Annotated in this window: 30 protein-coding genes, 2 tRNA genes and 1 pseudogene; 15 read left to right on the top strand and 18 right to left on the bottom strand. The window is 49.7% G+C overall.

All coding sequences use genetic code 11. The features are described 5' to 3' along the window. Positions 1–7: 7 nt before the first annotated feature. The 13 genes from A0127_RS06775 to A0127_RS06715 form a co-directional block, all read right to left on the bottom strand. On the bottom strand, positions 8–304 hold the full coding sequence (locus A0127_RS06775; protein ID WP_062389637.1) for a 30S ribosomal protein S24e: 297 nt from the start codon (positions 302–304) through the stop codon (positions 8–10). Continuing rightward, on the bottom strand, positions 294–821 hold the full coding sequence (locus A0127_RS06770; RefSeq protein WP_062389634.1) for a GTP-dependent dephospho-CoA kinase: 528 nt from the start codon (positions 819–821) through the stop codon (positions 294–296). The genes A0127_RS06775 and A0127_RS06770 overlap by 11 nt, the downstream gene beginning before the upstream one ends. A 2-nt stretch (positions 822–823) precedes the next feature. Next, a complete protein-coding gene (spt4, locus tag A0127_RS06765; protein ID WP_054841087.1) occupies positions 824–1,027 on the bottom strand; it encodes a transcription elongation factor subunit Spt4 in 204 nt (67 codons plus the stop codon). A 2-nt stretch (positions 1,028–1,029) separates the two neighbouring features. Continuing rightward, positions 1,030–1,602 (bottom strand): DNA-directed RNA polymerase, encoded by a 573-nt coding sequence (locus tag A0127_RS06760; RefSeq protein ID WP_062389631.1) that lies wholly within the window; start codon positions 1,600–1,602, stop codon positions 1,030–1,032. A gap of 36 nt (positions 1,603–1,638) precedes the next feature. Further along, positions 1,639–2,175 (bottom strand): inorganic diphosphatase, encoded by a 537-nt coding sequence (locus tag A0127_RS06755; protein WP_062389628.1) that lies wholly within the window; start codon positions 2,173–2,175, stop codon positions 1,639–1,641. Positions 2,176–2,233: 58 nt separating this feature from the next. After that, positions 2,234–3,196: a DUF5305 family protein gene (locus tag A0127_RS06750; protein ID WP_062389625.1), complete on the bottom strand. Its 963-nt coding sequence runs from the start codon at positions 3,194–3,196 to the stop codon at positions 2,234–2,236. 19 nt (positions 3,197–3,215) lie between these two features. Then, positions 3,216–4,163, bottom strand: a complete 948-nt coding sequence (locus tag A0127_RS06745; protein ID WP_062389622.1) for a COG1470 family protein — start codon at positions 4,161–4,163, stop codon at positions 3,216–3,218. Next, the gene (locus tag A0127_RS06740) at positions 4,160–5,227 is read right to left on the bottom strand and encodes a signal peptidase I (protein ID WP_062390876.1); all 1,068 of its coding nucleotides are present in this window, start codon (positions 5,225–5,227) and stop codon (positions 4,160–4,162) included. The genes A0127_RS06745 and A0127_RS06740 overlap by 4 nt, the downstream gene beginning before the upstream one ends. A 52-nt stretch (positions 5,228–5,279) precedes the next feature. After that, positions 5,280–5,819, bottom strand: a complete 540-nt coding sequence (locus A0127_RS06735; protein WP_062389618.1) for a DUF1102 domain-containing protein — start codon at positions 5,817–5,819, stop codon at positions 5,280–5,282. Between the two features lie 14 nt (positions 5,820–5,833). After that, complete coding sequence (locus A0127_RS06730; RefSeq protein ID WP_062389615.1) at positions 5,834–6,427, bottom strand: DUF1102 domain-containing protein; 594 nt, start codon at positions 6,425–6,427, stop codon at positions 5,834–5,836. Between the two features lie 187 nt (positions 6,428–6,614). Then, on the bottom strand, positions 6,615–7,106 hold the full coding sequence (locus tag A0127_RS06725) for a DUF7344 domain-containing protein (protein ID WP_062389612.1): 492 nt from the start codon (positions 7,104–7,106) through the stop codon (positions 6,615–6,617). A gap of 6 nt (positions 7,107–7,112) precedes the next feature. Beyond that, a complete protein-coding gene (locus tag A0127_RS06720) occupies positions 7,113–7,334 on the bottom strand; it encodes a hypothetical protein (protein WP_062389609.1) in 222 nt (73 codons plus the stop codon). Between the two features lie 401 nt (positions 7,335–7,735). Next, positions 7,736–7,811, bottom strand: a tRNA-Gln gene (locus tag A0127_RS06715). Positions 7,812–7,905: 94 nt separating this feature from the next. Between A0127_RS06715 and A0127_RS06710 the strand changes: the two genes are divergently transcribed. Further along, positions 7,906–7,983 (top strand) — tRNA-Arg (locus A0127_RS06710). A gap of 76 nt (positions 7,984–8,059) precedes the next feature. On the opposite strand, the pseudogene A0127_RS06705 reads toward A0127_RS06710, so the two are convergent. Next, positions 8,060–9,009 (bottom strand): annotated as a pseudogene (locus A0127_RS06705) (NAD-dependent epimerase/dehydratase family protein). Positions 9,010–9,118: 109 nt separating this feature from the next. Here A0127_RS06705 and A0127_RS06700 point away from each other — a divergent pair. The 10 genes from A0127_RS06700 (at position 9,119) to A0127_RS06655 (ending at position 17,251) form a co-directional block, all read left to right on the top strand. Next, positions 9,119–10,114, top strand: coding sequence for a sugar phosphate nucleotidyltransferase (locus tag A0127_RS06700; protein ID WP_062389606.1), 996 nt, complete (start codon positions 9,119–9,121; stop codon positions 10,112–10,114). A 54-nt stretch (positions 10,115–10,168) separates the two neighbouring features. Further along, a complete protein-coding gene (locus A0127_RS06695) occupies positions 10,169–10,387 on the top strand; it encodes a hypothetical protein (RefSeq protein WP_062389603.1) in 219 nt (72 codons plus the stop codon). 36 nt (positions 10,388–10,423) lie between these two features. Next, entirely contained in the window at positions 10,424–11,563 is a 1,140-nt protein-coding gene (sat, locus tag A0127_RS06690; RefSeq protein WP_062389600.1) for a sulfate adenylyltransferase, read from the top strand. Between the two features lie 169 nt (positions 11,564–11,732). After that, positions 11,733–12,668: a DHH family phosphoesterase gene (locus A0127_RS06685; RefSeq protein ID WP_062389597.1), complete on the top strand. Its 936-nt coding sequence runs from the start codon at positions 11,733–11,735 to the stop codon at positions 12,666–12,668. Between the two features lie 5 nt (positions 12,669–12,673). Next, on the top strand, positions 12,674–14,110 hold the full coding sequence (locus A0127_RS06680; protein ID WP_062389594.1) for an alkaline phosphatase family protein: 1,437 nt from the start codon (positions 12,674–12,676) through the stop codon (positions 14,108–14,110). 4 nt (positions 14,111–14,114) lie between these two features. Further along, a complete protein-coding gene (locus tag A0127_RS06675) occupies positions 14,115–14,357 on the top strand; it encodes a DUF4258 domain-containing protein (protein WP_054841080.1) in 243 nt (80 codons plus the stop codon). After that, positions 14,358–14,573, top strand: coding sequence for a DUF2283 domain-containing protein (locus A0127_RS06670; protein WP_062389591.1), 216 nt, complete (start codon positions 14,358–14,360; stop codon positions 14,571–14,573). It begins immediately after the preceding gene. 24 nt (positions 14,574–14,597) lie between these two features. Continuing rightward, positions 14,598–15,143, top strand: a complete 546-nt coding sequence (gene cysC / locus A0127_RS06665) for an adenylyl-sulfate kinase (RefSeq protein ID WP_062389588.1) — start codon at positions 14,598–14,600, stop codon at positions 15,141–15,143. An 18-nt stretch (positions 15,144–15,161) separates the two neighbouring features. Beyond that, complete coding sequence (locus A0127_RS06660) at positions 15,162–15,905, top strand: sulfite exporter TauE/SafE family protein (RefSeq protein WP_062389585.1); 744 nt, start codon at positions 15,162–15,164, stop codon at positions 15,903–15,905. Positions 15,906–16,021: 116 nt separating this feature from the next. Further along, positions 16,022–17,251, top strand: a complete 1,230-nt coding sequence (locus A0127_RS06655) for a flippase (RefSeq protein WP_062389582.1) — start codon at positions 16,022–16,024, stop codon at positions 17,249–17,251. Here A0127_RS06655 and A0127_RS06650 read toward each other — a convergent pair. The 3 genes from A0127_RS06650 to A0127_RS06640 are packed head-to-tail and all read right to left on the bottom strand — an operon-like array spanning position 17,222 to position 20,363. Beyond that, on the bottom strand, positions 17,222–18,241 hold the full coding sequence (locus A0127_RS06650; RefSeq protein ID WP_062389579.1) for an FkbM family methyltransferase: 1,020 nt from the start codon (positions 18,239–18,241) through the stop codon (positions 17,222–17,224). The two genes, A0127_RS06655 and A0127_RS06650, sit on opposite strands and share 30 nt — an antisense overlap. 2 nt (positions 18,242–18,243) lie before the next feature. Continuing rightward, positions 18,244–19,218: a glycosyltransferase family 2 protein gene (locus tag A0127_RS06645; RefSeq protein WP_062389577.1), complete on the bottom strand. Its 975-nt coding sequence runs from the start codon at positions 19,216–19,218 to the stop codon at positions 18,244–18,246. Beyond that, entirely contained in the window at positions 19,215–20,363 is a 1,149-nt protein-coding gene (locus A0127_RS06640) for a glycosyltransferase family 4 protein (protein ID WP_197463565.1), read from the bottom strand. Before A0127_RS06640 ends, A0127_RS06645 begins: the two co-directional genes overlap by 4 nt. 80 nt (positions 20,364–20,443) lie before the next feature. Here A0127_RS06640 and A0127_RS06635 point away from each other — a divergent pair, with 80 nt between their 5' ends. The 4 genes from A0127_RS06635 to A0127_RS06620 are packed head-to-tail and all read left to right on the top strand — an operon-like array spanning position 20,444 to position 24,419. Further along, entirely contained in the window at positions 20,444–21,310 is an 867-nt protein-coding gene (locus tag A0127_RS06635; RefSeq protein WP_156471173.1) for an alkaline phosphatase family protein, read from the top strand. Next, on the top strand, positions 21,297–22,247 hold the full coding sequence (locus A0127_RS06630; protein ID WP_231855741.1) for a glycosyltransferase family 2 protein: 951 nt from the start codon (positions 21,297–21,299) through the stop codon (positions 22,245–22,247). The genes A0127_RS06635 and A0127_RS06630 overlap by 14 nt, the downstream gene beginning before the upstream one ends. Then, positions 22,240–23,487 carry a sulfatase-like hydrolase/transferase gene (locus A0127_RS06625; protein WP_062389571.1) on the top strand — a complete coding sequence of 416 codons (1,248 nt, stop codon included), beginning with the start codon at positions 22,240–22,242 and terminating at the stop codon, positions 23,485–23,487. The genes A0127_RS06630 and A0127_RS06625 overlap by 8 nt, the downstream gene beginning before the upstream one ends. A 47-nt stretch (positions 23,488–23,534) precedes the next feature. Next, positions 23,535–24,419, top strand: coding sequence for a glycosyltransferase (locus A0127_RS06620; protein WP_062389568.1), 885 nt, complete (start codon positions 23,535–23,537; stop codon positions 24,417–24,419). Between the two features lie 27 nt (positions 24,420–24,446). Here the strand turns inward: A0127_RS06620 and A0127_RS06615 are convergent, their stop codons facing one another. Then, a complete protein-coding gene (locus A0127_RS06615; RefSeq protein WP_062389565.1) occupies positions 24,447–26,750 on the bottom strand; it encodes an STT3 domain-containing protein in 2,304 nt (767 codons plus the stop codon). Positions 26,751–26,824 lie beyond the last annotated feature (74 nt).

Genomic DNA, 26,824 nt, shown 5'->3' with positions numbered 1-26,824 from the left:
CACCACCTCACTCCTCCTGCTTCTGGACAAGGCCGTCCCTAACGAGGATGTACTCGGGCTCGATGTAGAGCATCCTCTCCCTCGTCTCATAGGCCTTGGCGTAGCCCTTGCTGACGTTGCTTCCAAAGTAACTCCTGATGTACTGGATAACGGTCGTGTTCGGGTCGAGGTCGAGCATGGCGACGAGCTTACCCTTCACCGCTTCCCTGCTCGGGGTAGGCTCGCCCTCGTGTATCACGTCGAAGTATATCTCCTTCCTTCCCAGGAGTTTGTTCTCCCTTATCTCGGTAACCTTAATCTCCATCACGAACCACCTCCATACTCGCGAGTATCTTGGCACACCTGCGCTTGCATTCGGGTGTTACCTTTATAAGTACTACTCCTTCATCGGGCTGGCCGTACAGGACTAGCGTCCCGAGTGGGGCGTACAGGACGGCCGGGATCGCCGCCAAGTCCTCCTCCCCGCTGACCAGGACGTGGACGTTCCTCCCCCTTTCAGCCAGCCCGAAGGCCTTCCTGACGGTATCTAATAAAGCTTTCGTTATAGTTCCCGGAGGGTTTGTTACGGTCAAAAAAACGGCGGTATCCTCAATCTCGGGAGAATATTCTTTTCTCTTTGTCTTGAGGTCGTAGAAAGCAATTATCGGCTTGACGCCGATCTTGAGGACGTTCTCCGTGACGACATCTCCCACAGTGACAACGGGGTGTTTCTCAAGCTTACCCCTAACCTTAAGGTATGGTTCGGGGATCGGCCCCCTAACCAGTTCACCCAGGGGCTTTTTGAGCTGGTTTCTGAGGTCTTCCGTGAGCCTGAAGAACATTTTTACCTTACCCTGATAGCGTACTTGCCTGGGACCTTAGCGGCCTCGGGTATGCTCTCCCTGAGCTTCTTTGCTATCTTTGACTCGACATCTAGGATTATCACAAGGTCGAACCACTCATCACTGAGGTCCCTGCTACCGCAGATGGGACAGCGGTCCTCCGTTGTTATGTAGTGGCAGTGCCTGCAGGCCCTCTCCTTGGCCATGTTCACTCCTCCTTGAGCTCTTCCTTAGCTTTCCTCTTCTCCTTCTCAATCCACTCGAACTTTCCAAGACCGGGCTGGCGCATCGTCATGTTTATCTTGTTCTCCCTGATTACCCTGCTCTTGACGCTCACGCCGATTATCCTGGCCCTCACGTAGTCGCCGAGCTTGAGAACCCTGTTGGTTTCTTTACCTATGAACTGCCTGTTCTTCTCGTCGAAGACGACGTAGTCGTCCATGAGCTGGCTGATGTGGACGAGACCGTCCATCGGGCCGATTCTTATGAATGCTCCGTAGGGCATCATCTCAACGACTTCGCCCTCAACGACTTCGTGAACGCTCGGCTCCCAGACGAGAACGTTGAATACTGCCTCATGGTAAGTCGCCCCGTCACCCGGAACGATAACTCCCTCGCTGATTTCCTCAACATCGATGATCGCCAGCACAACGCCCTCGTCCCTGTCGTATATGCCCTCGTAGGTCTCCCTGAGAACTATCTTCGCGGCTTCCTTAGGATCCATTGTGAACATCCTGGGCGGAATCCTCACGACGTCCTTAACTTTCAGGAGCTTGTACATGACTCAACCTCCTTCAGAAGGGAAAAAGAGAAGGAATCACTCCTTCTTGCCAAACTTCTCCTTGTAGAGTTCGATGGCCCTGAGTATCTCCCTCTTAGCCTCTTCGGCGTTACCCCAGCCCTCGACTTTGGTTACCTTGCCCTGGAGCTCCTTGTACCTCTGGAAGAAGTGGGCTATCTCGTCGAGGAAGGCCTTTGGAACGTCATCTATGTCCTTCCAGTCCTTGAAGTACGGGTCTTCAACGGGAACGGCGAGAACCTTCCAGTCCTTGTCACCGCTGTCCTCCATCTTCATTATGCCTATTGGCCTCGCCTCGACGATGGTGAGCGGGTAAACCGGCTCGCGCATGATGACCATGATGTCGAAGGGGTCGCCGTCGTCGTACCAGGTCTGCGGAATGATACCGTAGTCAACCGGGTAGAAGAACGGGCTGTAGAGGACCCTGTCGAGCTTCAGAAGGCCTGTCTTCTTGTCAAGCTCGTATTTGTTCCTGCTCCCCTTCGGTATCTCTATGAGGGCGTAAACGACCTCTGGAACCTCCGGTCCGGGCTCAAGTTCGTGGAACGGGTTCATACCTAACCACCTCTAACCTTTTTCTTAGAACTCCTAGCTTTGCTTTCCGGTTCTGCTTTTAAAGTTGTTGGTATTCGTAGACGGTGTCGCCATCCGCTATTGAATAGACGTCGCCCTCCTTACTGCCGTCGTGGACTATCGGCCTGTCCACAAGCTCAAAGACCCTCTTAAGGTCTTCGGGGGTTTTGAGTTCGACTTTTCTTGTCCCCTCTGGAGATTTGCCCTCCACGATGTACTTCCTCAGTGGAGCAAGTTCGTCTTTGGGCTTCTTCTCCCTCTTTGAGTAGACAAAGCCCAGCGGTGGAGCCGCGAAGAGCAGTGCCATAGCAGGAAAAACTTTTCTCGCCGTGGAGCCCTTAACACTCGTCCCAAGGAAGCCAACGCTGTTTTCTGTGACGCGTACGTTCCTCTCAACTTTCTGGTAGTCCTTGTTTGCTCCCTCAAGACTCAGCATTCCTGAAGTGTCTTTTTTCACCTGAATTTTCTGCGTAAAGGGCTCACGTCCATCTATGATGACAGTAACCGTTAGATAGACCTCGTTCTCAGCCCGGTATAGATCAGTACCTTCCCTTATCGTTTTGAGCTCTTCCCCAAGCGATGTCATGTTGAACTCCACCGGGACAGAGAATGAACCGTCGAAGTTTCCCGATGCTATCTCAGTCGTTCTGTTGAGCAGGTAAACTGGCTTCCTGTTCACTGAGACGTAGTAGTTCGAGTGCATCTCTATTTTATAACTGCCGGAAGCTCCGGGTGACGTTGAATACCTGTACTCTCCGATTATGGCGTCGGTTATCCCCGAGGGATAATACTTCAGCGAGGTGCCGTTCCGGTAAACGGTCTCGTTTGAGAAGAGGGCGTAGTGCCTCAGTGAACCCCCTTCAGAATAAGCGGTAGTGTAACTAACATCCCTGGTTGACACTGGCGTGGCGTAGGCCACGGCCGAATAAACACCAAAAAGAACCGCCAGTGAGAGTGAAATTCCAAGGCCCGCAATCAGGGCCTTCCTTTTATTTACCTTCATCTAAATCAACTCCAAATCTTCAATCGCCGTCTGAACAGGCGACGCTAACCTCTATTCCGTTGCTCCTCCCCGGGTAGCCGTCTATCGTGGCACCATCGTTGAGCGAGTAAGTGCCGCATGAGGTGAACTCCTGCTGGTTGCCGTTGTTAACCCTTGTGAATATCGTCACGTTGATGTGCTCGCTTTCACCGGCTGGCACTGAGACTTCCCATTTCATCTTGGTTGCTGGATGGGGGTTCCCGTTCTGTGAATTTCCGTTTCCATTGCCGTTTCCCTGGCTCGCGGCCCAGAAGCTGTACGTTCCTGAGCTTGCCGAGACTTCCGAGAGGCTGACGTTGAACTCGGCTGGTATGGTGTCCCTGACTGTCAGATTCAGGTCATGGTTAGTTGGGTTTGATACCTCTATCTGGAACGTCCACTCCTGGTACGTCTTCATAGGTATGTCGCTCGTGTTTCCCGAGAGCAGAGTCTTCGTTATTCTCGGATCGTCGAGAACGGTAATCTTTATAGGGCAGCTCTCAATCACCGCGCCCCCTCCGTCCCAGGTGGCGTAGATCGTGACCGGAACGTAGTACTCACCCGGCGTGGCCGAGCTGGCCGCAACGTGTCCCCCAAAGGTATGTGAGTCCCCGGGTGCTATATCAACCGGTGTTCCCGTGCCGCTTTCAACATCTAGATACACTCCAGCTGGAACATAGTAATAAGCCGGCTCCAGAGTAATGCTCACGTATTCGTTTGTTATGAGCTGGTTCTCCAGCGTCATTACGTCGAAGTCCTTTCCTTCTCCATTTAGAACTGTGACGGATGTAATTTCGCCGTCCGAACAGTTAAAGCCCACGTATTCGTCCTCGTGGGGGACGACCATCACGCTAGCCGCTCTGGACGAGGAATACTCCCTGAAATTCCCGCTGGAGCCCACGATGAGGAAAGCCCCCATCAGGAAAACAAGAACTATAAGTGCCTTCATAACCTACCATCTCCCGTTAGTTTGGATAAAATCTTCCCCTTTCTGATTGAGACGACCTCTCCCGAAATCCCGGAGATCCAGTAGAACGCAAACAGCAGTGCCGAGAGTGGAATCAGGTACAGCACCAGCGGGAAGTACGGGCTGATTGAGTATCCCCAGTTTATCAGGCTGTAGGGCAGAAGAGCCGGGTATGACCGCACAGATACTTCTTCCCTGTAAATCCTGGTGTCTTCGGGAACGGTCACGGTGAGGCTGAGGTTCTGGGCCTCCCCTCCAGCGAGCCGGAAGCCGGTTGTTTTCAGCTCGACCCTTCCACTGTCATCCTTGAAGAAGTAGTAGAAAGGATAAACCGCGTGGTTCTCAACGCTGAGGTTTTTCTCAAAGGTCGTTCCGGGCAGATACCAGCCCTCCCTCTGTCCTCCGGCCAGGGTTGAAGAGTATGTAAACGCCAGCGTTCCCCAGGATGCAATGACGACCGCCAGAAAACCTGAGATCATGAGGACTGAGACGATCCCGTAGAGCGTTTTTCCCTGGATTCTGATGAATCTACTGCGTTTTGACTTTCTTCTGGATCTGCCAGTTGAGCTTCCAGAGAACGTGAGCAGACCGCCGAGGATCACTATTATCACTATGGCATAGACGTTCGTCAGCCTTTTCCTGAGGCTCACTATGAAGTCCCCACCTCCCCTGATTACCAGCGGATGGTTTGAAATCTGGACTACCTTTCCAGCCACATCCGTGGGCTTAACCTCCGGGTATGCCCCATCCTGCTGGTCAGTGGCAACGTTGAGGTCGCCCTTTGTTACGTACTTCCCATCAACTATTGCATAAACCCTGTGGACGGTCCAGCCGTCACTTCTGTGGAAAACAATGATATCCCCCACGTCAGCATTCCTTGAGAGGGGGTTCATGAAGAAGAGGTCCCCCTTGTTGATCGTGGGTGTCATGCTCTCAGAATAAGCGTAAGATACCAGAATCGGCCTGTCAAGGATGAACCCCACCACTGAGGCTACGAGTATCATAAAAATTACGGCTGTGATAATGCCTTCAAGCAGTTTTTTCATCCTCAACATCTCTCCAAGATTAACAAAGTGGGGCAAATGCCCCGAAAGGAAATCACTGTGGCCCGCAGGCTCCCGCATGTGCCTCGAAGCTGAGCTGGAACTGGTCCATGCCAAGGCTTGCGTTGGTGTTGTCGAAGATCATGCCAACCGGCACGGGGTCTCCATAGTAGACCGTGAACTCAAGGTTCTGTGAGGGCCCTGCTATGGGGTTCGTGTAGTTCCCTGCAAAGAGCAGGACGTTGTCGTGGTTGCTCTTTATGTCAACACAGATCGGGTAGTCAGTCTGATTGTTCTCCCAGAGGTCGTTGCTTACCTCGAACATCTCCTCAAAGACGTAGGTAGTGTTCGGGCTCATGCCAGTTCCTCCCCAGTCGGGGTGGTTCGGGTTGTACTCGCTTATGTCCACGTAGAGCTTTCCAGCGTCGTAGGTCACGTAGGGCTGGAGTGCGGTCAGGTCAATAAGCTCGTTGTCGTCGGAGACAACATCGAAGCTCGCTGTCCTGTCGGCGGAGTAGTAGCGGAAGTTAGCACCCGCGCCAACGGCCAGGAGCATTCCAACCATTAACAATGCCAATCCAAATAGTTTATTCATCTTTCATTCCTCCTTCACTGACCGCACTTGCCAACCAGATCAGCCGGCTCTGTGCCTAGCCTGTAGGCCTCAATGTGTACGGCTGCGCTGTTGGTCGTGCCCGGTGCGTCGTTCCCGACTGTGAAGTCCATACCGACCTTGACCGCGTCTCCGTTGTTCACAACAAAGCAGACGTCGTTCTTCGCCATGTCGCTGGCGTAAACCGTCTGACCGGTAGTGCTGTCGTAGACGTCAAACTCATGTCCGTAGAACTGAATAGCCTCGTTGTCGCTGGTTATCCTAACGACTATGCTCATGTTCTCTTCCCAGAGGTCGTTGCTGACTTCAAACACTTCATCGAAGTTGTACTCTGAGTTCGGGCTCAGGCCCATCCCGTAGCCCGGATAGTTCGGGTTGTTCGGGCTTATGTCCACAACCAGGACGCCACCGTCGTTAATGTACGCGTAGGGCTGAATTGGAGTCAGATCGATGAGCTCGTTGTCATCGGTCACGATGTTCCAATGAACGCTCCTGTCCGCGTTGTAGTCCCTGAAGTTAGCTCCAGCCCCCAAAACTAGGCCAAAGGCCACCAACAGGCCAAAAATTCCCAAAGCAAGATTCTTTCTCATTTTTTCGCCTCCTGTACGGAGGCACTGTGGTACGGAAGCAGGTCCCGAAATACCAGAGGTGTTTCGACACCACATTGGTGGGCAACACAGTGCCCTTGGCGGACGACCATTACGGCCGCTCCACAATCACATGGGTTCTTCGGATATATATGAAGTTGGAGGTTACCGCCCGGTAACCGGTCATTACCTACACATTGTCCTCTGATTTTTCGATGTTTTTCCTCTCTTTTGGTCTGGCTATGAGGTACGTCCTCTTGTGGTGTATAACAGAGACTGTCAGATAGGTCACTGCAGCAAAGAGGAGGAGAACGTTGCCGAACCATATGGCCATGAGGGCGAAGATCACCGAGAGGCCCGCATAAAACACGCTCCAGCTTATGTCGTTCTTCTGGACGACCTCCATGTAAAGGGTGACGTTGTTTGGAACCTTTAAAAGGGTTATAGTGCCTCTCCTGAAGGTGACAATCCCCTCCCTCTCCAGCTTTGGTAGATGGGTCTGCATGAGGCTGACGTAGACGCTCTTCCTGTGCTTTCTGTCAGTGTTACCCTCCTTCTCGGCAATGTACTCCACAACATCCCTGAGCTCAGCGCTCCCGTTTTTCCTCTGGAGGAACTCTATTAGAAGCATTCGCCTATTGTTGCCCAGTATCATCCTCGAGGGGGCTTTGTTACCTGCCATGATTTATCACCTCACCCTGTAGTGCTTTCTCTTGTTGTAGATACCGCTGTTGTAAAATGCCTCTACAACACCCCTCGAGACAAGGCCCCTCAGAACCCTCTCAACTCGCTGGCGGGTGCATTCAACTCCCATCTCGTTCAAAAACCGGGTGATAAAAGCGACGCTCAATGGGCCCTTTTTCTCTAACAGGGCAATAATCTCGCGTTCAAGATTCAGATTTCTGTCCATTTTCTCACCTTCTTATAATTACATGATTTAAAAATGAGACATCATTATTAACAAGTTACTAAAATCCCACTTAACACCTATTAGGCCATCTCCTTAAAAGGGTTCTTAAAAAGTCCGATTTCCACCCTTTTTAGTCTGGAAACAGCTTTTTGAAGACAGATTATTAGAAAAATTCTAATGGCTAGAGTGTAGGAATAAACACCCGTTCCATCTGAATTTTGCAGTTACATGCCACATGCACTTCTTCCACCAGAATACGAAGACATTAGCCTTAAACCAGAAAACTGCCAAACTCCAGAAAATACACAACCACAGGGGATTACTATAAATATTTTCCAGAAGAGAGGATTACAAGGAGGAGTAAAACACGGGGTTCGAAGTTCGTCTGGAGCCCAGTTGAATGGTAGCCCCGCGGGGATTCGAACCCCGGTCGCGGGATCCAGAGTCCCGCATGCTTGGCCGCTACACCACGGGGCTGTACCCGGTGTTAGCTCCGATAGTGGATTTATAAATTTTACTCCCTTTGACGCGGTTAGGTTTTTAAGCTCTCTTTCATTGTCTCTCAAGGGATGGGCCGGTGGCCTAGTCTGGACGGGGCGTCGGCCTCCGGAGCCGAAGGTCGCGGGTTCAAATCCCGCCCGGCCCGCCAGCAATACAAACTTCGCCTGCGCGAAGTTTGACCAAAGATCCCCCCATTTATCAAAGGTGAGTAAAAATATCAAAAATCACCCCTCAAGAAGCTCCTTAACTGTTCTCCTGACGGCCTCGTAGCTGTTCATCTTAGGCTTCCAGCCGGCGGACTTGGCCTTGCCTATGTCGAGAAGCATAAGCTTAACGTCCCCCTTCCAGCCCCTTCCACCATCTACCCCACCAGTAAAGCGGAACTTGGGGTTTAAACCCATCTCCTCGCTCACAATCTCGGCTATCTCTTTCACCGTTATCCAGTCATCGTTGCCGAGGTTGTAGACGTCGTATGTTTCGCCGCTTTTCCTGAAGTGTTCGAAGATGCGTAGAATACCCTCAACGGTGTCGCTCACATGGAGATAGCTCTTCCTCTGGGTGCCGTCTCCAAGGATTTCAAGCTCGTTCGGGTTCTTCCGCAGTTTGTTGATGAAGTCGTATATGACGCCGTGGTTCGAGCGCTTGCCGATGATGTTAGCCAGTCGAAAGGAAAGGGCCCTGAATCCGAATATGTGAGAGTAGCCGCTTATTATGGCCTCAGCAGCGAGCTTTGCCCCGCCGTAGACGCTTATCGGCTTGAGGGGCCCGTAGCTCTCCGGAGTTGGTATGACTTCAGCATCGCCGTAGACCGTCGAGGAGCTCGTAAAGACGAGGTATTCAACGTCAGAATTCCTCATGGCCTCCAGGAGGTTGTAGGTTATTGTGACGTTGCTCTCGTAGGCGTCTCCGGGCTCTGGGCGCTGATTCTAACCTCCGGGTTGGCCGCGAGGTGGAAGACGACATCAACGCCTTCGATGGCCTTCTTTACGGTCTCAACGTCCATCATGTCCCCTTTCATGAACTCGAAGTGCTCGTTTTCCATCCAGTGCCTTATGTTGTCGATACTCCCAGTGCTCAGGTTGTCCAGAACTCTTATTTCATAGCCACTTTCCATCAGCCTGTCCACGAGGTGAGAACCTATGAAGCCCGCGCCGCCTGTAACGAGGGCCTTCACATCTATCACCTCCAGAAGAGTAAAGAGAAGAACTTAAATAAGTTTCCAGCACATTCATTCCGAAACGTGTCGCAGGAACCCAAGTAGATATGATGCCAAGGTGATCATCATGAAGGCCGTCATAATGGCCGGTGGCTACGCTACAAGGCTCTGGCCGATCACGAAGGACGTCCCCAAGGCCCTGCTGCCCGTGGGGGATAAAACCATACTCGACCACATAATGGAGAAAGTTATGGAAACCGGTCTCGAGACATATATATCCACTAACAGGTTCTTCGAGAGCAGGTTCAGGCCCTTCGCCGAAAGGTGGGGCGTCAAGCTAATAGTTGAAGACACCTTACACGAAGAGGAGAAGCTCGGAACGATCGGCGCGCTGAAAAAGATAATCGAAGAGATAGGCCTTGACGACTACCTGATTATCGCCGGAGACAACCTCTTCTCGTTCTCCCTTCAAGACTTCCTAAAGAGGTACGATGGAAAGTCCCTGATAGCGGTCTACGACGTTGGCGATCCAGAGCTCGCCAAGAGGTACGGTGTGGTGCTCCTTGAGGGAGACAGGGTTGTTGACTTCGAGGAGAAACCGGCCGTGCCGAAGTCCACCCTGATAAGCACCGGCGTCTACGCCCTCCCGAAGGATGTCATGGCGCTCATTGACGAATACCTGGCAAACGGCCACAGAGACGCACCGGGTTACTTCCTGAGCTGGCTCCTGAAGAGGGGTATTGAGATAAGGGCCTATCGGTTCTCCGAGTTCTGGTACGACATAGGCTCGGCGGACAGCTATCTGGAGGCACTAAAGACCCTCCTTAATGAGAGTCACATCGAGGAGATCCAGATAAGTCCATACTCCAAGATAATCCCTCCGGTCGTCATAAAGAGGGGGACTAAGATACTGGGCCGCTCCATAATCGGACCGTACGCATACATTGGAGAGGACTGCGTCATAGAGAACTCCGACGTGAGCGACTCGATAGTTTTCAGGGGTACGGTTCTCAAGAACGCGACGATATGGCGCTCGATAATCGATGAGAAGTGCGAGATAAGGAACCTTGAGCTTAAAAAGAGTTTGGTTGGTGGGCATGCGAAGATACAGAGAGGGGATTAAGGTAACGTTTATATTCCTTTGGAAAATTTTCACTTGGAATAAGGAGGTGAGAAGATGGCCGAGCAGATGGTTGAGATCAAGATCCCGAAGAGCCTCTACGACAAGATAAAGGAGAGGATCGAAGATACGGGCTTCGACAGCGTTGACGACTACGTTACCTACGTCCTCCGCGAGGTTCTCGCGAACCTCGAAGAGGATGAAGAGGAAGTATTCAGCGAGGAAGAGGAGGAGAAGGTCAAGGAGAGGCTCAGGGCCCTCGGCTACCTTGACTGAGCCTTTTCATTGTTTTTGTCATTCTGAGGTGGTAGCATGGTCTCAAAACCCCACGGCGGAAAGCTCGTTAGAAGGATCGTTGCCCCGAAGACCAGGGAGAGGATTCTGAGCGAGCAGGAGGAGTATCCAAGGGTTCAGATCGACCACGGCCGGGTGATCGACCTGGAAAACATCGCGCATGGCGTTTATTCCCCTCTCAAGGGCTTCTTGACGAGGGACGACTTTGAGAGCGTCCTCCACGACATGCGCCTCAGCGACGACACCCCATGGACAATTCCCATAGTTCTCGACGTTGAAAAGCCAGACTTCGAGGAAGGGGACGCGGTTCTGCTCTACCACGGAGACCTTCCGATAGCAAGGATGCACGTAGAGGAGATATACACCTACGACAAGAGGGAGTTCGCGGTGAAGGTCTTCAAGACCGATGACCCCGCTCACCCCGGTGTCGCTAGGGTAATGGAGATGGGGGACTACCTCATCGGCGGCGAGATAGAGCTTCTCAACGAGCTCCCGAACCCCTTCGCCAAGTACACTCTCAGGCCCGTTGAGACGAGAGTTCTCTTCAAGGAGCTCGGCTGGAAGACGATAGTTGCATTCCAGACGAGGAACGCTCCCCACGTCGGCCACGAATATGTCCAGAAGGCGGCACTCACCTTCGTCGACGGCCTCTTCATTAACCCAGTCCTCGGAAGGAAAAAGAAGGGCGACTACAAGGACGAGGTTATCATCAAGGCCTATGAGGCCCTCTTCAAGCACTACTATCCCAAGGACGCCGCAACCCTCGCGACCGTCCGCTACGAGATGCGCTACGCTGGTCCAAGAGAGGCCATTCACCACGCCATCATGAGGAAGAACATGGGTGCGACCCACTTCATAGTCGGAAGGGACCACGCCGGTGTGGGCGACTACTACGGTCCCTACGAGGCCTGGGACATGTTCGACAACTTCCCCGACCTCGGCATAACCCCGATGTTCATCAGGGAGGCCTTCTACTGCAAGAAGTGCGGCGGAATGGTCAACGCCAAGATATGCCCCCACAGCGAGGAGTTCCACGTCCACATAAGCGGCACCAAGCTCAGGAAGATGATAATGGCCGGCGAACAGCCGCCGGAGTATATGATGAGACCCGAGGTCTACGAGGTCATCAGGAGCTTCGAGAACCCGTTTGTGGAATGACACTTACGTTTTCTTTGTTCATTAGTTTCTTTGAGTGGTGAAGAGAATGGGAAACCCAGAAATTGGCATAGCGGATGTGGTTGAAAAGTTCAGTAGAAAAGTCAAGAGAGATGTTTTGAAAGAATTTCTGGATGAGAGAGCACGATTATCTCGAGCGGGGGAGAATCCTATGCACCTAATCGTCCACCACTGGGACACGGACGGAATAACCTCGGCTGCCCTCCTAGTGAGCGCGCTTAAACTTGAGGATTTCACGAACCTAACCGCTCCAATCGGCGAGTTTCGCTTCGATGGAAGAATATGGGAAGCAATCGAGAGGGCCAAGAAGCTCTATGTCCTCGACTTCAACGTTCCACACGAGGTTGAGAAAGTCAAAGTACCAACGCTCTTCATCGACCACCACACCCAGCCGAAGATCAAAAACCCGCTCGTTGAGCAAGTGAATCCATCACTGGAAGGTGAGTACTATCCCTCGAACTCTCTCGTCGTCTCAGAGTACTTCGGGATATGGAACGCCTGGAGCGCCCTTGGGGTCGTTGGAGATATTGGCGAGAAGGCCTTTGAGATTGAAACCGTTAGTGAACTCCTCAAAAGGGAAGGACTCACTCCGGGGGATGCCATAAGGCTCGTTGAACTGATAGATTCAAACTACATCGCGATGGACAGGGAAGCGGTGGAAGAGGCCGTTGGAGTTCTCTTAAATCACGACGTTAGGGAGCTCCTTGAATACGAGCCGTGGGTTAAACAGGCAACGACCATAAAGGAAGCAATAGAAAGCGCCGTCTCAGGCGTAGAGGAAAAGAACGGCTTCGCCTTTGTGGAGTTCGAAAGCCCCTTTAACATAATCTCCAAGGTCGCGAGGAAGCTCGTCTGGGAGATGGGTTATTGGGGTGCAGTGGTCGTTAACAGAAACTTCCACGGGAAAGCTCAGATATACTTCCGCATCTCTCCGGAAGAGGCTGAGAGGATAGACATGGGAGAAGTTATAGCCCGCCTTAAGGAGCTGGGTACCAACACCGGCGGCAAGAGGGAGGTCTTGGGTTGCGTCTGCGAGAGGGGTAAAGTTGAAGAGGCCCTTAGGATCATTGAGGAGTATCTGAGGTGAGAAAGGTGGAGTTTGAGAAGAAGGTTAGGGAGGGAATGGAGGAGACCAGGAAGGTCTTCGTTATAGGTCTCGATTCGGCTCCCCCTGAGCTTCTCTTCGGAAAGTTCTACGACGAACTGCCGAACCTGAGGAGGCTCATCGAGAGGTCAATCCACGGCCCAATGAAGACCGGGATTCCGGCGATAACCATACCCATGTGGATGGTGATGGTAACCGGAAAGACCCCCGGCGAGCTCGGGCTCTACGGCTTCAGGCACAGGAAGGGGCACTCCTACACCGAATACTGGATAGCCCACAGCAAGAAGGTGAAGGAGCCAACGGTATGGGACTACCTCGGTGAAGTCGGCAAGAAATCCATTATAGTCGGCGTCCCTCCCACATATCCCCCGAAGCCAATCAACGGCCACCTCGTGAGTTGTTTCATAACACCCGACGCGAGCGTTGATTACACCTATCCAAAGGAGCTTAAGGGCGAGATAGAGCGCCTCGTTGGAGAATACATCTTCGACGTCCCCTTCAGGAAGGAGGCCAAGGACGAAGTTAAGGAAGGCCTCTGGGAGATGACGGAGAAGCGCTTTGAGGTCATTAGATACCTGCTCCAGGAGAAGGAGTGGGACTACTTCCACTTCGTTGAGATCGGCCTCGACAGGGTTCACCACGCCTTCTGGCGCTACTTCGACCCGAACCACCACCTCTACCCGGGGAAGGGGAACAGGTACGAAGACGTCATCCCGGACTACTGGAAGCTCCTCGACAAGGAGATTGGGGAGACGCTTAAGCTCATTGACCTCGACGAGACGGCCGTCTTTATCGTTTCCGACCACGGTATAAAGGGGATGCACGGCAACTTCGCTGTCAACCAGTGGCTGGCCGAAGAGGGCCTTCTCAAGGTCAGGAACCCGGAGGTTCTCCACGACGGGAAGGTCAAGCGCTTCGAGCAGATAAAGGTGGACTGGAAGGAAACAACCGCCTGGGGGTGGGGCGGCTACTACTCCAGGGTCTTCCTGAACGTCAAGGGGAGGGAGCTATTCGGGAAGGTTCCCAAGTCGAGGTTCGACGAGGTCAGGGAAGAGGTGGCGGAGCAGATTAGATCAATCCGCGGGCCTAACGGGGAGAAGTGGAACAACAGGGTTTTCTTCCCCGAGGACATCTACCCCGTTGCACGGGGTAACAAGCCCGACATAATGGTTTACTTCGACGACCTCAACTGGCGTGCCGCTGGGACGGTGGGGCATCCGAGCAACTATCTGCCAGAGAACGACACGGGGCCTGACGATGCAAACCACTCCGAGGTGGGCGTGTTCTCGATGTACCTGCCTGGCTTTGATGAGCCAAAGGAGACACAGCTGACGATATACAACGTTGCACCAACCCTGCTGACGCTCTTCGGCCTCAGGGAGAAGGCCGAGGCCTTGAGGGGAAAGAGCATTATAACTTGGTGAGAGCATGCACATAAAGTACATTCCCCACGCACTTGCAAGAATGGAAGAGAGGGGCATCCCAAAGGAACTGGTGGAAGACACGCTGAAGCATCCCGACAAGGTTATTGAAGGTTACCTCGGCAGAAAAGTTGCGCAGAAGAACATCAACGGGAAAGTCGTTAGGGTTATTTATGAGGAAGATGGAGAAAACATCGTCGTAGTTACGGCATACATAACGTCAAAGCTCAAGAAATATGGGGGTGAGTGAATGAGAATAACCTACGACCCTGTTCATGATGTTATGTACATTAAATTCTCCAACGCGAGGATAGTTGAGACTGTTGAGGTGGAAGAGGGGATTCTCATAGATTACGGGGAGAACGGGGAAATAGTAGGCATTGAGATAATAAACGCGTCAGTTAGGACACATTCCAGCCCTCTGGATGAGATAACCTTTAAGGTCGAGAAGGCACTTGCCCAGTGATAAAACAGAAGGAGAGTGCAAAAATTGGAGAAAACTAAAAACTTAGAAAAGGGCTTCACGATCTGGCTCACAGGTCCAAGCGGTGCAGGAAAGACAACCTTAGCGGTCAAGCTCGCCAAGAGGTTAAGGGAGATTGGCTACCGCGTCGAGATTCTCGATGGGGATACGATAAGGAAGACCCTCTACCCGGAGCTTGGCTTCTCCAAGGAAGCGAGGGAGATGCACAACCGTGTAGTTATCTACATGGCAAAGCTCCTAAGCAGGAACGGTGTCATCGCTATCGTTTCCCTTATCTCGCCCTACAAGGCAGTCAGAGAGTACGCGAGAAAGGAGATAGGAAACTTCATAGAGGTCTACGTCTATGCCCCCCTTGAGGTTAGAATCCAGCGCGACCCGAAGGGCCTTTACGCGAAAGCGTTGAGGGGAGAGATAAAGGGCCTAACAGGCTATGATGGAGTTTATGAGGAGCCCGAGAACCCAGAGGTGAAGGTTGATTCCTCAAAGATGACGCCTGAAGAAGAAGTTGAAGCAGTGATCCAGAAAGCTAAAGAGCTTGGCTATCTGCCTTGAGGTTATGGGGGGAGGGCGTTGGAACTGATCTTCGTCGGGCTCGGCCTTTTAGTGGGCTTCCTCGTTGGCCTTACTGGGGTTGGCGGTGGGGCTCTGATGACGCCCTCCCTCATCTTCCTCGGTGTTGAGCCTCTAACGGCGGTGGGGACTGATCTTCTCTACGCAACAATCACCAGAATCTTTGGGATATTCTTCCAGGGCAGAAAAGGAAAGATAAGGCACGACATAGCCTCTAGGCTCATAGCCGGTGGAATCCCCGCGGTAATCCTCGGAGCCGTTGTGTTGAAGAAGCTAGAGGAATACTCGATAGATGACTATCTCACGCTCCTCCTCGGCATAATTTTGGTCATTACAGCCACTCTAAGCCTTTTCAAGGGGGAGCTTCACATCCCTGTAAAGAGAGAGTGGAAGTACGTTTATCTCCTCGGATTCATTACAGGTCTGATAATCCAGTTCACATCGGTTGGGGCGGGGGTTATAGTGAGCTTTGCCCTCATGAACGTTGCGAGGGTAGATCCAAAGGAGGTAGTTGGGGTTTCTCTTCTCTACGGCCTGGCACTTTCACTGATGGGATTTCTGAACCATGCTGCCTTTGGGAGCGTTGACTATCATCTGGCCCTTCTTCTGACTGCCGGGACGCTTCCGGGAGTTTATCTGGGCACGCATCTAAACTCAATCACAAATGGGGAGAAGCTTAAGAAGCTTATAAACGTGATAATTCTAGTAATAGGAATTTTCACAGTAGTAAGATCATTAAGTTGAAGCACACTTACTAGACAGCAAGAAGTGCCAGAGCACCGAGCTAAAGTAGAACTTTATTTTAAAACACAAAAAAGGGCAATAAGTTTTTAATTTTTCAGTTTCCATTGGAAATTGCAATGGCAGATAGTTTAAAATCGAAACTGATAAAAAATGCTGGCTGGTTATTCGGTGCAGAGATTATCTCAAAGCTCTTGGCCTACGGTGTGATAGTCATTCTTAGTAGAACTCTCGGACCAGAGGGACTTGGCCAGTACTCCTTCATCTTTTACTACGTTGGACTTCTGGGAATTTTTTCAGATTTAGGAGTTAGCTACTACTTCATGCGAGAGGTTGCAAGAGATAGGAGTAAAGCCGATGAGCTTCTTCCGGGTGTGCTGGGGCTTAAGGTTGTCCTTGCGCTAGTTAACTTTATCATTATAATTGCTCTAACTTTCATCCTTCCAAAGCCTAGGGGGATCAAGGCGCTCATAGTAATAGTCGGGGCTGAAGCTATGTTTACATGGGTCTCATTAGTGTTTGTACGACTTATGTATGCCTATGAAGTGACCAAGTACGAAGCAATAGCAAGAACTGTTGAAAGAATTTGGGCATTTTTTGTTGGTGGAACGGTTCTTTACTTTTATAAACGTCTCCCGTTATTCATAATCATGCTCCTTATTGGCTACATAATAAGAGATTCTATGAGGACGGTATGGGGCGCTAGATTTGTCAATAGAATTAGTATTCGATTTAAACCGCAAATATGGATTTATCTTCTGAAGAAATCATATCCCTTCTGGCTTATCGGATTTTTTTCATTAATTTATTACAGAACGGACATGGTGATGCTGAGTCTGATGAAAGGAGATTATGAGACTGGAATTTATAGAGCTGCATATACGCTAGTCGAGGTTTCTCTCTTTGTTCCAGGCATAGTTATCTCTATCACAATGCCATCAATGGCAAGGCTTCACATAGAGGACCAAAAAACGCTCGAATTGCTATTTAAGAAGAGCTTTCAAATGCTCCTAGGACTTGGAATTTCTGGGGCAGTCGGATACTATGCCTTTTCGGGGTTTGGTATTAGGACAGTTTTTGGTGAAGAATTTTTTGAGAGCATCTCTATCCTGAAAATACTCGCCTTTGCTCTTCCATTTATGTTTTTAAACTCTTTATTTGGGAGTTTTTTGAGCGCAACAGGAAGAGAGCTGAGTTTTACAAAAATAGCAGGAGGCACAGCTCTAATCAATGTACTTCTTAATTTTTTCTTAATAACGCAGTATGGTGCAGAGGGAGCAGCAATAGCCACAGTAATAAGCCAGGGGATAATGACGTGTTTATCGTTTATTGTAAAACGACACGATTAGGGTTTTATCGTCCCTTCTTTTTGTTGCTACCAAACCATGTTGCTTTAGCAGAGTAACCAGCTCCATAGGCACATAATTTCCTATTTTGTGCACTTCCAATATCATTGCCTCAATGTTTTTTATATATCCCGAATCTATTAGGCGAGGGATAACGGAATATTCACACCCTTCACAGTCTACTTTGAGTACATCAGCAGGATGCTCCCTTAGGAACCTCGCTATATCCACAACAGGGACTCTAATCACTTCCTCGGAGCTATCTTCTCCCCACTTGTAAATCCCAGAGCGGGCATAGGAGAATTTATCAATAAAAAACTCAAGGTTCCCGTTTAAATCAGATAATGCGAGATTGTAAGGGCATATAACATTATCCAACTTATTGAGATGTATATTATCAACCAATATTGGGAACAGGTAGGGATTTGGCTCTATGGCATACACTTTTTTAGCGCCTTGTAATGCAAAGTAGATACTACTATCTCCAACAAATGCCCCGATGTCCAAGATGTATTTCCTGTTCACATCAATTCCACAGTATTCACATTCCCCAAATATCTCCCACAAAGTTCCAAATAGACCAAGAGATGGATCGCATTGAAAAATTACTTCCTTCCCATTATATGGAAAAGTTATGTAAACATTAGTACCCTCCTGATGCAATCTGACAGGATTTAATGTCCTAATTAAGCGTAGTAAGTTTAGTATTGCACCCCTCCTAGAGGGTAATCTAAATTCAATATTATTAACTGACACACCAGTTGTAGTTCGCTTGACTTCAAAGCCATATTCACTCAAGATACATAGGGCAGGAATTATTTCTAAGAGTTGATAATCTTTCTTTGTCCAAGTTCCAAGATCAAGACCATTCCTACAGACAACCCTACATGTTTGAGTCAGCCCAAGATAGTTAAGGAAAACATTCTTTGATGTCCTTACATGCCTTATTGTTTTAAAAAGTATCCGAATATAGTGGAGTGATTTCGTGAACATCCCTACATCCTCCTTAGTATATCAAAGAGGTAACTTAATAATCTTTGTGTTCCTGGAATGAATACATCAATCAAGGAGACTACAGCACTCAGAGAATAATAATCAAATCCTATATCAAACTTACTCAGATATCTCCAGTACCTAAGGAAAAGTTCGATGGCCTTTAACCTATCTTTAGCCATTCTTATATTTGAGATTAACTTATCCCTTGGAAGTTTCCGCCTATAAAAGGCTCTAAGTATCTCATTACTGTTTTCAAAACTCCTTAACAGGACATATGATTCAAAAATCTTTGCAGAGAGTATTGCCTGTTCTATCCGGCGAGTAACAAGCTCGGCATCTGTTGTTATAGATCCTTTTCTTATGGTTTTATAGAACAATGGTTCTTGGACAGAAACTACCTTTTGAGCATTAAGGAGGTACATTAAGAAAAACAAAGTATCTTCCCCATAAAATAACGATTCCCTAAATCTTATGCCTGTTTTTTTTATTATTTTAGAGGACAGAACTGAATTCCCAGCTCGAATCCATGCTTTCTCATTGAGAAAGTCGAGGACAGTAGGGAATTTGACTAAATTTGCTACCCTATTCCTCTTTCCATTTTCAAAGATAATGTAATAGTCTGTAACACATGTATCTGCTGAGTATTCTTTTATAGCCCTAATACATGCGTCCAAAAAGTTGCTATCCCAGTAATCATCAGCATCAATGAACACAATATATTCTCCTCTCGATTTCCGAATGCCAATATTTCTTGCCGGTGAGGGACCTCTAGCTTCGCTTTCTAGTATTCGAATAAATTCATAGTTTTGAGACGCATTTTCAATGACGTCTAGGGTTTTTTCGTCTCCTGGGGTATAAACTATTAAAACTTCAATTGGCCTATACGTTTGGGATATTATACTATCCAAGGTTTTGATAATATACGGGTAGTCCATGTACACAGGCATAATAACAGACACAAGACCTTCCTTCATGTGTTTCCCTCCATAGATACCTCCAAATAAAATCCTATTAATTTTCTCGCCACAATCTTTGGATGCCACCTATTAACAGCTTTTCTTTTTGCACGCCTCGCGATCTTTCTCTGGAGCGAGTAGGAATTAATAATGTTGCCAATCTTTTCAGAAATATCCTCTGGATCTTTAGGATCTATGAGAATGCCATCTCTTCTGTTCTCGATTTTTTCTCTGAATGCAGGTATGTTTGATGCAACTATAGGCCTCCCCGCTGCCATTGCTTCAGGGACTACCATCCCGAAACTCTCCTGTAAAGATGGAACAACTACAATATCACTCCTAGCATAATACTTCACCATAGTATCATATGAAACTCCGGGTACAATTCTCACACTATCCTTAAGCCCTTCCTCTTTGATAAATTTACGAATTTTAAAATAATATTTCATGTCCTTAATACTCCCAATAAGCTCTAAATTTACGCGAAATCCTTCCTCCCTTAGCAATTTGATCGCTCTTAAAAGGGTTAGCTGGTTCTTTAAAGGCCTTATTAATGCAGGGTACATAATTGTAGGAGGATCTGAGATCTCTCTTTCAGGTATTTTAAAAAGATCCACATTCACAGGATTTTCAATGACACTCGTAGGGATATTTTCTTCATAAATACCTCTAGATTTAAGTTCATTAATAATTGCCCGTGATATTGCCACGAAACCCCTAAGTCGGGGATACAATGCAAAAAACTTCCGTATATTATACCAATGGTAAAGCTTCAACATAGGCAACCGCGTCATAGTTTTGACTTTCCAAAACATGCTATGCAACGTATAAACAACTGGAATATCCGAAGAACATGAAAAGAAGCAAGAATACAGGTCATTGTCATGGAGCAAGTCAAGTTTTCCTTTCATCTGGAGAAGCCTAAGGGACATTATTAAATCATTAACACCAATAAATACTGGAACACGCCGAACTGTCACACGTTCCGCAACCCTCTTAAAGCCTGGGGAACGTTTTGAAAGTGAAAGGATTTCAATAAAAAGACCATTCTCTTTGAGTAATCCCTCATTTAAGGACAACCCAACCACAGTATTGTATGCAACAGTCTCTCTTCCCCCAATAGGTTTTTCAGAGTATGGCATTATAATGATTACATTTTCCACGGGCATATGTATGGAACAACGCTTAAAAATGTAACGGGGGTACAACGCTTGAAATGTGATCCGATGTTGGTGGGGACAAAATGAAAGTTGTGATACTCGGCATAGACGGACTCGAATATAACCTAGTTGATGAGTGGGACTTAAAGCACCTTAAGCAGGAGGCGTATACCAAAACCGACTTATCCGATTTTGAAGTTATAGTAACGCCTCCAATATGGGCGGCCATGCTTACCGGGCGGAAGATTCCAGAGATAGAGGAACCCTTCATCAAGAGACAGAAGTTTATTGCCAACAAGGGAAACATAACGAAAGTAAAGACACCATGGTATGTCAAACTCGCAGCTAAAATACTCCCCCTCTCAATCAGGAAGCGAATCGGCGACGCCATGACTCCTGATCCCTTCAAAGAGACTTACAACTACCTCCTTCGTACAAAGAAGTACAAGACAATCTTTGACTACTTCGAGAAGAGCTGGACTAATGGGGTGCCATCTTACGGGAGAAACGTCTCAACCCCAGAAGTCAAGGAAGTTATGAAAGAGGCCGTTAAGGGCAATTTGAAGCCCCTTATCGAGTACGCAATGCGAACGTATGAAAACGATAGAAAAGCCCTATTTGAGGCCCTAGAAGGGAACTACGAGCTAATCTTCTGGTACACACCATTCCTAGATGAGCTCTCACACTTCCTGATAAGGAAAAAGCTCAGGTTGATGAACGTTTACATTGACCTCAATAAACTCGCCAAAAAGATTTCAGAAAAGCTCGATGATGGAGACATTCTCTACATAATCTCAGACCACGGGATGGAACCAATCCCCGGCGATCCGAGGGGTGGAGACCATTCCGACCATGGATTTTTCAGTAGCAACACTGGGGAAACCATAGAGAAGCCCCAGGATCTCTTCAGACTTATCGTCAGAAGGGCGAAGGGAGATGGTGAGGTATAGGAGCTCGAAGAGCTGGGGCTACATAATAGTTACCCCGGCCAAAAACGAAGAGGAGAACCTTCCCCTCCTAGCCAGGAGCGTCATCAACCAAAGCGTCAGGCCGAGGCTCTGGGTGATCGTTGACGACAACAGCAACGACAGGACGGGCGAAATAGCCGAAGACCTCGCCAGGGAACACGGATGGATTAAGGTTATCCACCTGAAGGACAGGGCTGTTGGGTACGACCTGAGGTACCGCTATTCCGACGTTGTTAGAAGGGGCTTCGGAGTGGCTATCAGCTACGCGATCGGGAAGAGAATCCCCTTCGGCTACATCGGGGTTCTCGACGCTGACTTCGTACTTGAACGCAGGTTCTTCGAGAAGCTGATACGGGCTTTTCACGAAAACGAGCGCCTCGGGATACTCAGCGGCGGGGGGTACTACATCAGGAACGGCCGTCTCGTTTGGGAGGGAACAGACCCAGCGAGACCCAAGGGGAGCCCGAGGCTCTTTAGGAGGGAGTGCTTCAGGGAAGTCGGCGGCTACCGGCTGGGACCGAGTCCCGACACGGTTTCATACTACCTCGCGAGGCTCCTCGGCTGGGAGACCGCCCAAGTAGTTGATGCGATAGCCGTTCAGCTCAGGGAGACCGAGGGGCGGTTCGGCTTCCTGAGGGGCTACGAGATGCTCGGCTGGTCGAACTACAAGCTTGGGACGTCCTTTACCTCCTTATTGGCTAGGAGTGTAATCCTGTTCCCCTCGAACCCGCTGAAGGCCTACGGCCTTGTTGCAGGCTATATAAAAGCCTTTAAATTGGGGGAGAAGAGACTGGAAAACATTGCGCTAAGGGAGTTTATAAGAACTGACATGAGCCTGGCGAGCAACTTAAAAAAGCTAGAGCGGATTAGAAATGCAAGGAAGCTCGTGCCTGTGAGGGAGAGTGAGCTCCGTGGATAGGCCCAACGTTATCCTGATCGTCCTCGACACGCTGAGAAAGGACTACTCAGAGAGGATAGAGAGAAGACTTACCAAGGAGTTCGGGTTCTCCAGCGTGGAGGGGGCAATCGCCCCCTCTCCATGGACCATACCGAGCCACGCATCGATGTTCACCGGACTGTATCCCTTCTACCACAGGATTCACGAGAGTCGGAAGAGAAAGCTTCCAGACATAAGGTTCAGGGAGGATGGGACTTACCTCCACGAAATACTTTCCTCTGCCGGTTACAGGACATACAACCTCACAGCCAACTTCTTTCTGAGTCCAGACTTTGGCCTGAAGTCCTTCCGCGAGTTCCACGACACCCTTAAACCTCTCATAGAGGACAAGGACAGAGAAGAACTTAACAGAGTTCTCAAGAAATACAACCCTAAGAGCGCTCTGGAACTTCTATTAGCGCTCCTTAAGGAGAAAAAGGTCAAATTGCCGCTCAAGGTTTTGGCCAGAATCCTGAGCAGGTACAAGGAGGGCTGGCCGGTTGATAAGGGGGCAAAGATTACGGCAGAGCTTGTCAGCGAGCTGGAATTTTCTCGTCCTTCTTACGTTTTCATGAACCTCATGGAGGTCCACGAACCGTACTCTCTCTTTGAGGGCTTCACGGATGCACCAGTTATTAACAGGCTCCTCGGTGAAGAGCCAGAGCTCGTTGAAAAGTGGAGAAAGGGATACCAGCGGCAAGTTGACTACCTGGAGAGGAAACTCGTTGAGATACTGAAGAGGATGGATGAGAGGCACCTATTAAACAACTCGATAGTTATAGTCACAAGCGACCACGGCCAGCTCCTCGGTGAGGACGGGAGGCTCGGACATGGAGTCTTCCTCGATGATGAGCTTTTGAGGGTTCCTCTACTCCTCAGATTACCTTCAGAAGTCCCCCCCGTTGAGGGCTACTTCAGTCTGTCAAGGATAAAGGGCCTCATTCTGAGTTTAGTGACGAGTAACTCTCTTCCTGCTTCTCCAGGCTATGCAATCGCCGAGACCTTTGGGACACACTATCCTTACCCCAGCCTCTCAAAGGACAAGCTTTCAGTGGTTCAGGAACTTGAGAAGTACAGGATAAAGCTATATCACCCCGAGGGCACGGCGGTCTTCAACGTCGAGGACTGGAAGTTCGAAAGAATTGCCAGCGAAAAGAGAGACTTTGAGAAGACCGCCAAAAAGATACTCCTCAAGCACCTGGGGATGGCAGTTGTTCCGTGAGCTTTTCCCCGCAACCATTATTAAGGCTCCTGCCCTGAACTTCCCGTATGCCTCTGAGAGTATCAGTAATAATACCCACATACAACCGGGACGAGCTCCTGAAAAGGGCCATAGACAGCGTATTAAACCAGACTTTCGACGATTTTGAGGTCTTGATTGTTGATGGAGCCCGGAGGGAATCAACGAGGGAACTCGTGCGTTCCTTCGGGGACGGAAGGCTCAGATACATCCCCCAGCGTGGGAAAGGCATAGCGAACGCCCGCAACCTCGGTGTTTTGAAGGCCAGAGGGGAGTTCATAGCATTCCTCGACGATGACGACCGCTGGAGGGAAAACAAGCTTGAGCTGCAGATCGAGGCCTTTAAGAGACTTCCTCCGGGTTATGGGCTGGTTTATACGGCCTTCACGTATTACTCCTTAGAACGGGGCAAAGTTCTGGGGATAAAGCACCCTAAGGCGAGTGGGGATGTTTATGGGCATCTTTTGAAGGACAACATAACCGGAACATCCACGATAATGGTGAGGCGTAAGTGCTTCAAGAGAGCTGGGCTCTTCAGAGAGGACTTCGTAACCTGCGAGGACTGGGACATGTGGCTGAGGATGGCCAAAGTTTGCCGTTTCGGAGCCATAGACGAGCCGCTGGTTGACTATTCCATTCATCCCGGCCAGTTTTCTTTTGCCAAGTACCTGGCCGGACGGTACAGGATGATAGAGACACATGGAGATATACGCCATAACCCCAAGATTCTAAGCTACCACCTCCTGCAGATAGGGATACTGAAGCTTTTCAGCGGCGATAAGAGCGGCGCGAGGGAAGTACTGGAGGCGTTCAGGCTGAACCCTATGATGAAGGGCAACATCCGGGATATACTCTCTTCAATCCTAGACGTGAGGACGAGGATATACATCCTCAAGTTTTTGGGAAGACTTTAAGGGCGAAGTTTTGAAAAAGAAGTAAGGTCAGTCCCTTCTGAACACTCCCCTATCCACGATTTTCTTGCCTTCGGCGTAAGCGTACCTTATCACAGTCCCGTTAACCTTGGGGGGTAGCTCAAACTCTTTTAGCCCCTCAACGTTGTACCACTTCTTGAAGACCATCGTACCGTTGTCGAGGAAGCCCCAGATTCCGAGCCTCGTCCCGGTTGCGTTCTCGAACTGAAGGAGTGTCTCGCCACCCGTTCTTTTAACTACAACGTTCGGATGCTTAAGCCTCAGGATTTTTATCAGCCCTCCATCGGAGTAAACCAGCTCATAGGGATTTTCGGGTCTTATGAAGAGTCTCGCCAGGGTTGTGTTGAAGGCATTACCGTTCATGAGGACCGCGTAGTTATAGTTGAGGTTTATGTAGACGTACGCATCGGATTCTGACGGAGCCAGGTTTGGTCTTATAATTTTATCCCCGTACTCAACGTAGACCTCCCGCGGCGCGAACACGTGACCGTTAACGTTTATCTCAACGTCCCACTCCTCGCCCGGCCTCGCAACGACCATGTAGCCACCATTTCTGAAGACGAGCGCCCCAACTGAAGAAACCATCGGCAGAACAACGAGGCCGTAGTTCTCGCTCACGTTGTACTTTGGATGCATCCTCGCTGTGTCCACTATGGCACCGAACTTCAGGAAGTCATAGTAGGAAACGATGACGTAGTCAACTCCACGGTTAATCGCCCAGTTCTCATTAAGCTTGCCAAGGTAGTACAGAGCCACTGCTACATTCGGGCTTCCCTGGGCCACGGGAGACCTCCTGGCGTAGTAGGTCACCCAGTGGCCGTAGTCCCACCAGGCCAAGACAACGTCGTTTTTGTTTGAGTTTTCTCCGAGCCAAGTTAGGGCCTTCTCCCAGTGCTCGTTCATGAAGGGCCTCTGTGCAGCAACTTTCTCAAGACCAAAGGCCGCGTCAACAGTTGGAATAAGGACGAGGAGCCCAAGTGTCAGGGCGAGTCCTTTTTTCCCATCAAACCTCGACAAAATTTCATAAAGCTCCAGCAATCCGATTCCTGCCATCAGGGCGACTCCCATAGAACCTATGAAGAGAAACCTCGTCCATGTCCTGATCATGTACAGGCTGGGCAGAACAAGCCCAAGGAGCATGAAGTCCTGAACCTTAACTTTCCCGGGTCTGAACCGGAGGAAGAAGAGGGGGGCGATGAAAAGACCCAATGCGAACGCGTTCCAGAGGTCGTCGAATGTTGGTGGATGGGTCTCCGAGATTGGCACCTTCTTGAATATTCCAAAGCCAGTTGAGAGGTCTTTCAGCCCCTCAAACCTCGCTAGGAGGAGATAAACGGCGATGGCTCCAAACACCACAACTGTTATGCCTCTCAGCCTTTTGTCCCCGATGAACTTTGATAGCGCGAAGAGGGCCAGGAGTCCCACCAGGGCGAGGGCCACCAGATACTTGAGGTGGAAAAGAAGGTATGCGTCCTTTATTGTGGTGAGTTCGAGCGAGAACTTCTCGGCAACCTTTCTGCCCAGCCACTGATCGTATCCGAGCATCCCATATCCAACCTTGCCTCCAAGGTAGTTTGCGATGAGGACACCAAAGGCAGTGGAGACCGTTAGCGCTATCCCGTCGAGGATGTACTTGTCCCTGCCGAGGAGAAAAGCGCCCACCCCCAGGAAGACCCCGTTGGCCAGAAGAAACACAAAAATCGGATAGTATGCCTGCCAGAAAGCCGCCGCAAAGCCGCTCGCGAGGGCAGGTATAACGTAGAAAGCCAGCCTTTTGTACCTCCATCTTGGGTGCTTCTTCTCCATGGCGAGTGCAATTCCGAAGAGGGCCACCGAGTACCAGAAGAGCATGTAGTTGTCGCCGCGGTAGTAGCCCGCCATTGAGCGAAAGACATGACCAAAGCTAACCGCGAGGAAGAGCGATGCAAAAAAGGCTCCCTTTTCACCGTAAAGCTTCAGGAGGGCAAGGTAGAATAACACAACAGTCAGAACTCCGAAGATGACCGGCGTTATCCTGAAGGCATTGTAGAGGGAGATGCCAAAAATTTTCAGGGTTTTGTAAACGTAGGCGGGTGCTGCCCACAGACCGAGGGGGTGGAAATGCCTTACCTGGAATCCCCACGGACCTCCGGCGATCGTCAGGAAGTTGAACCATTTTCCCGCCTTTAACGCCTCCTCTATGTACGCGAGGTGAAAATATGGGTCATAACCGAGGAGGTACTTGAACCTCATGGGGATTAGCCTGAAAATTAGCGCAACGGTAGTTATCAGGGGAAGCGCGACTTTGGGCCTGAAAATTTTGTTGAAATCCATACACTCGCACCTCTCTGGATTTATACTCTACTTAAAGAACTTACTCACAAAATATATGAGTTTTGCTGTGCAGT

The sequence above is a fragment of the Thermococcus peptonophilus genome, assembly GCF_001592435.1.
GTDB lineage: Archaea > Methanobacteriota_B > Thermococci > Thermococcales > Thermococcaceae > Thermococcus > Thermococcus peptonophilus.
Note: the sequence above shows the minus strand (reverse complement) of the source record. Positions and strands in the feature narration are given on the sequence as shown.

Excerpts from the sequence above, each read along its gene's own strand:
- A0127_RS06775 (WP_062389637.1), bottom strand. The coding sequence starts at position 304 with ATGGAGATTAAGGTTACCGAGATAAGGGAGAACAAACTCCTGGGAAGG.
- A0127_RS06770 (WP_062389634.1), bottom strand. The coding sequence starts at position 821 with ATGTTCTTCAGGCTCACGGAAGACCTCAGAAACCAGCTCAAAAAGCCC.
- spt4 (WP_054841087.1), bottom strand. The coding sequence starts at position 1,027 with ATGGCCAAGGAGAGGGCCTGCAGGCACTGCCACTACATAACAACGGAG.
- A0127_RS06760 (WP_062389631.1), bottom strand. The coding sequence starts at position 1,602 with ATGTACAAGCTCCTGAAAGTTAAGGACGTCGTGAGGATTCCGCCCAGG.
- A0127_RS06755 (WP_062389628.1), bottom strand. The coding sequence starts at position 2,175 with ATGAACCCGTTCCACGAACTTGAGCCCGGACCGGAGGTTCCAGAGGTC.
- A0127_RS06750 (WP_062389625.1), bottom strand. The coding sequence starts at position 3,196 with ATGAAGGTAAATAAAAGGAAGGCCCTGATTGCGGGCCTTGGAATTTCA.
- A0127_RS06745 (WP_062389622.1), bottom strand. The coding sequence starts at position 4,163 with ATGAAGGCACTTATAGTTCTTGTTTTCCTGATGGGGGCTTTCCTCATC.
- A0127_RS06740 (WP_062390876.1), bottom strand. The coding sequence starts at position 5,227 with ATGAAAAAACTGCTTGAAGGCATTATCACAGCCGTAATTTTTATGATA.
- A0127_RS06735 (WP_062389618.1), bottom strand. The coding sequence starts at position 5,819 with ATGAATAAACTATTTGGATTGGCATTGTTAATGGTTGGAATGCTCCTG.
- A0127_RS06730 (WP_062389615.1), bottom strand. The coding sequence starts at position 6,427 with ATGAGAAAGAATCTTGCTTTGGGAATTTTTGGCCTGTTGGTGGCCTTT.
- A0127_RS06725 (WP_062389612.1), bottom strand. The coding sequence starts at position 7,106 with ATGGCAGGTAACAAAGCCCCCTCGAGGATGATACTGGGCAACAATAGG.
- A0127_RS06720 (WP_062389609.1), bottom strand. The coding sequence starts at position 7,334 with ATGGACAGAAATCTGAATCTTGAACGCGAGATTATTGCCCTGTTAGAG.
- A0127_RS06700 (WP_062389606.1), top strand. The coding sequence starts at position 9,119 with ATGAAGGCCGTCATAATGGCCGGTGGCTACGCTACAAGGCTCTGGCCG.
- A0127_RS06695 (WP_062389603.1), top strand. The coding sequence starts at position 10,169 with ATGGCCGAGCAGATGGTTGAGATCAAGATCCCGAAGAGCCTCTACGAC.
- sat (WP_062389600.1), top strand. The coding sequence starts at position 10,424 with ATGGTCTCAAAACCCCACGGCGGAAAGCTCGTTAGAAGGATCGTTGCC.
- A0127_RS06685 (WP_062389597.1), top strand. The coding sequence starts at position 11,733 with ATGCACCTAATCGTCCACCACTGGGACACGGACGGAATAACCTCGGCT.
- A0127_RS06675 (WP_054841080.1), top strand. The coding sequence starts at position 14,115 with ATGCACATAAAGTACATTCCCCACGCACTTGCAAGAATGGAAGAGAGG.
- A0127_RS06670 (WP_062389591.1), top strand. The coding sequence starts at position 14,358 with ATGAGAATAACCTACGACCCTGTTCATGATGTTATGTACATTAAATTC.
- A0127_RS06655 (WP_062389582.1), top strand. The coding sequence starts at position 16,022 with ATGGCAGATAGTTTAAAATCGAAACTGATAAAAAATGCTGGCTGGTTA.
- A0127_RS06650 (WP_062389579.1), bottom strand. The coding sequence starts at position 18,241 with ATGTTCACGAAATCACTCCACTATATTCGGATACTTTTTAAAACAATA.
- A0127_RS06645 (WP_062389577.1), bottom strand. The coding sequence starts at position 19,218 with ATGAAGGAAGGTCTTGTGTCTGTTATTATGCCTGTGTACATGGACTAC.
- A0127_RS06635 (WP_156471173.1), top strand. The coding sequence starts at position 20,444 with ATGAAAGTTGTGATACTCGGCATAGACGGACTCGAATATAACCTAGTT.
- A0127_RS06630 (WP_231855741.1), top strand. The coding sequence starts at position 21,297 with ATGGTGAGGTATAGGAGCTCGAAGAGCTGGGGCTACATAATAGTTACC.
- A0127_RS06620 (WP_062389568.1), top strand. The coding sequence starts at position 23,535 with ATGCCTCTGAGAGTATCAGTAATAATACCCACATACAACCGGGACGAG.
- A0127_RS06615 (WP_062389565.1), bottom strand. The coding sequence starts at position 26,750 with ATGGATTTCAACAAAATTTTCAGGCCCAAAGTCGCGCTTCCCCTGATA.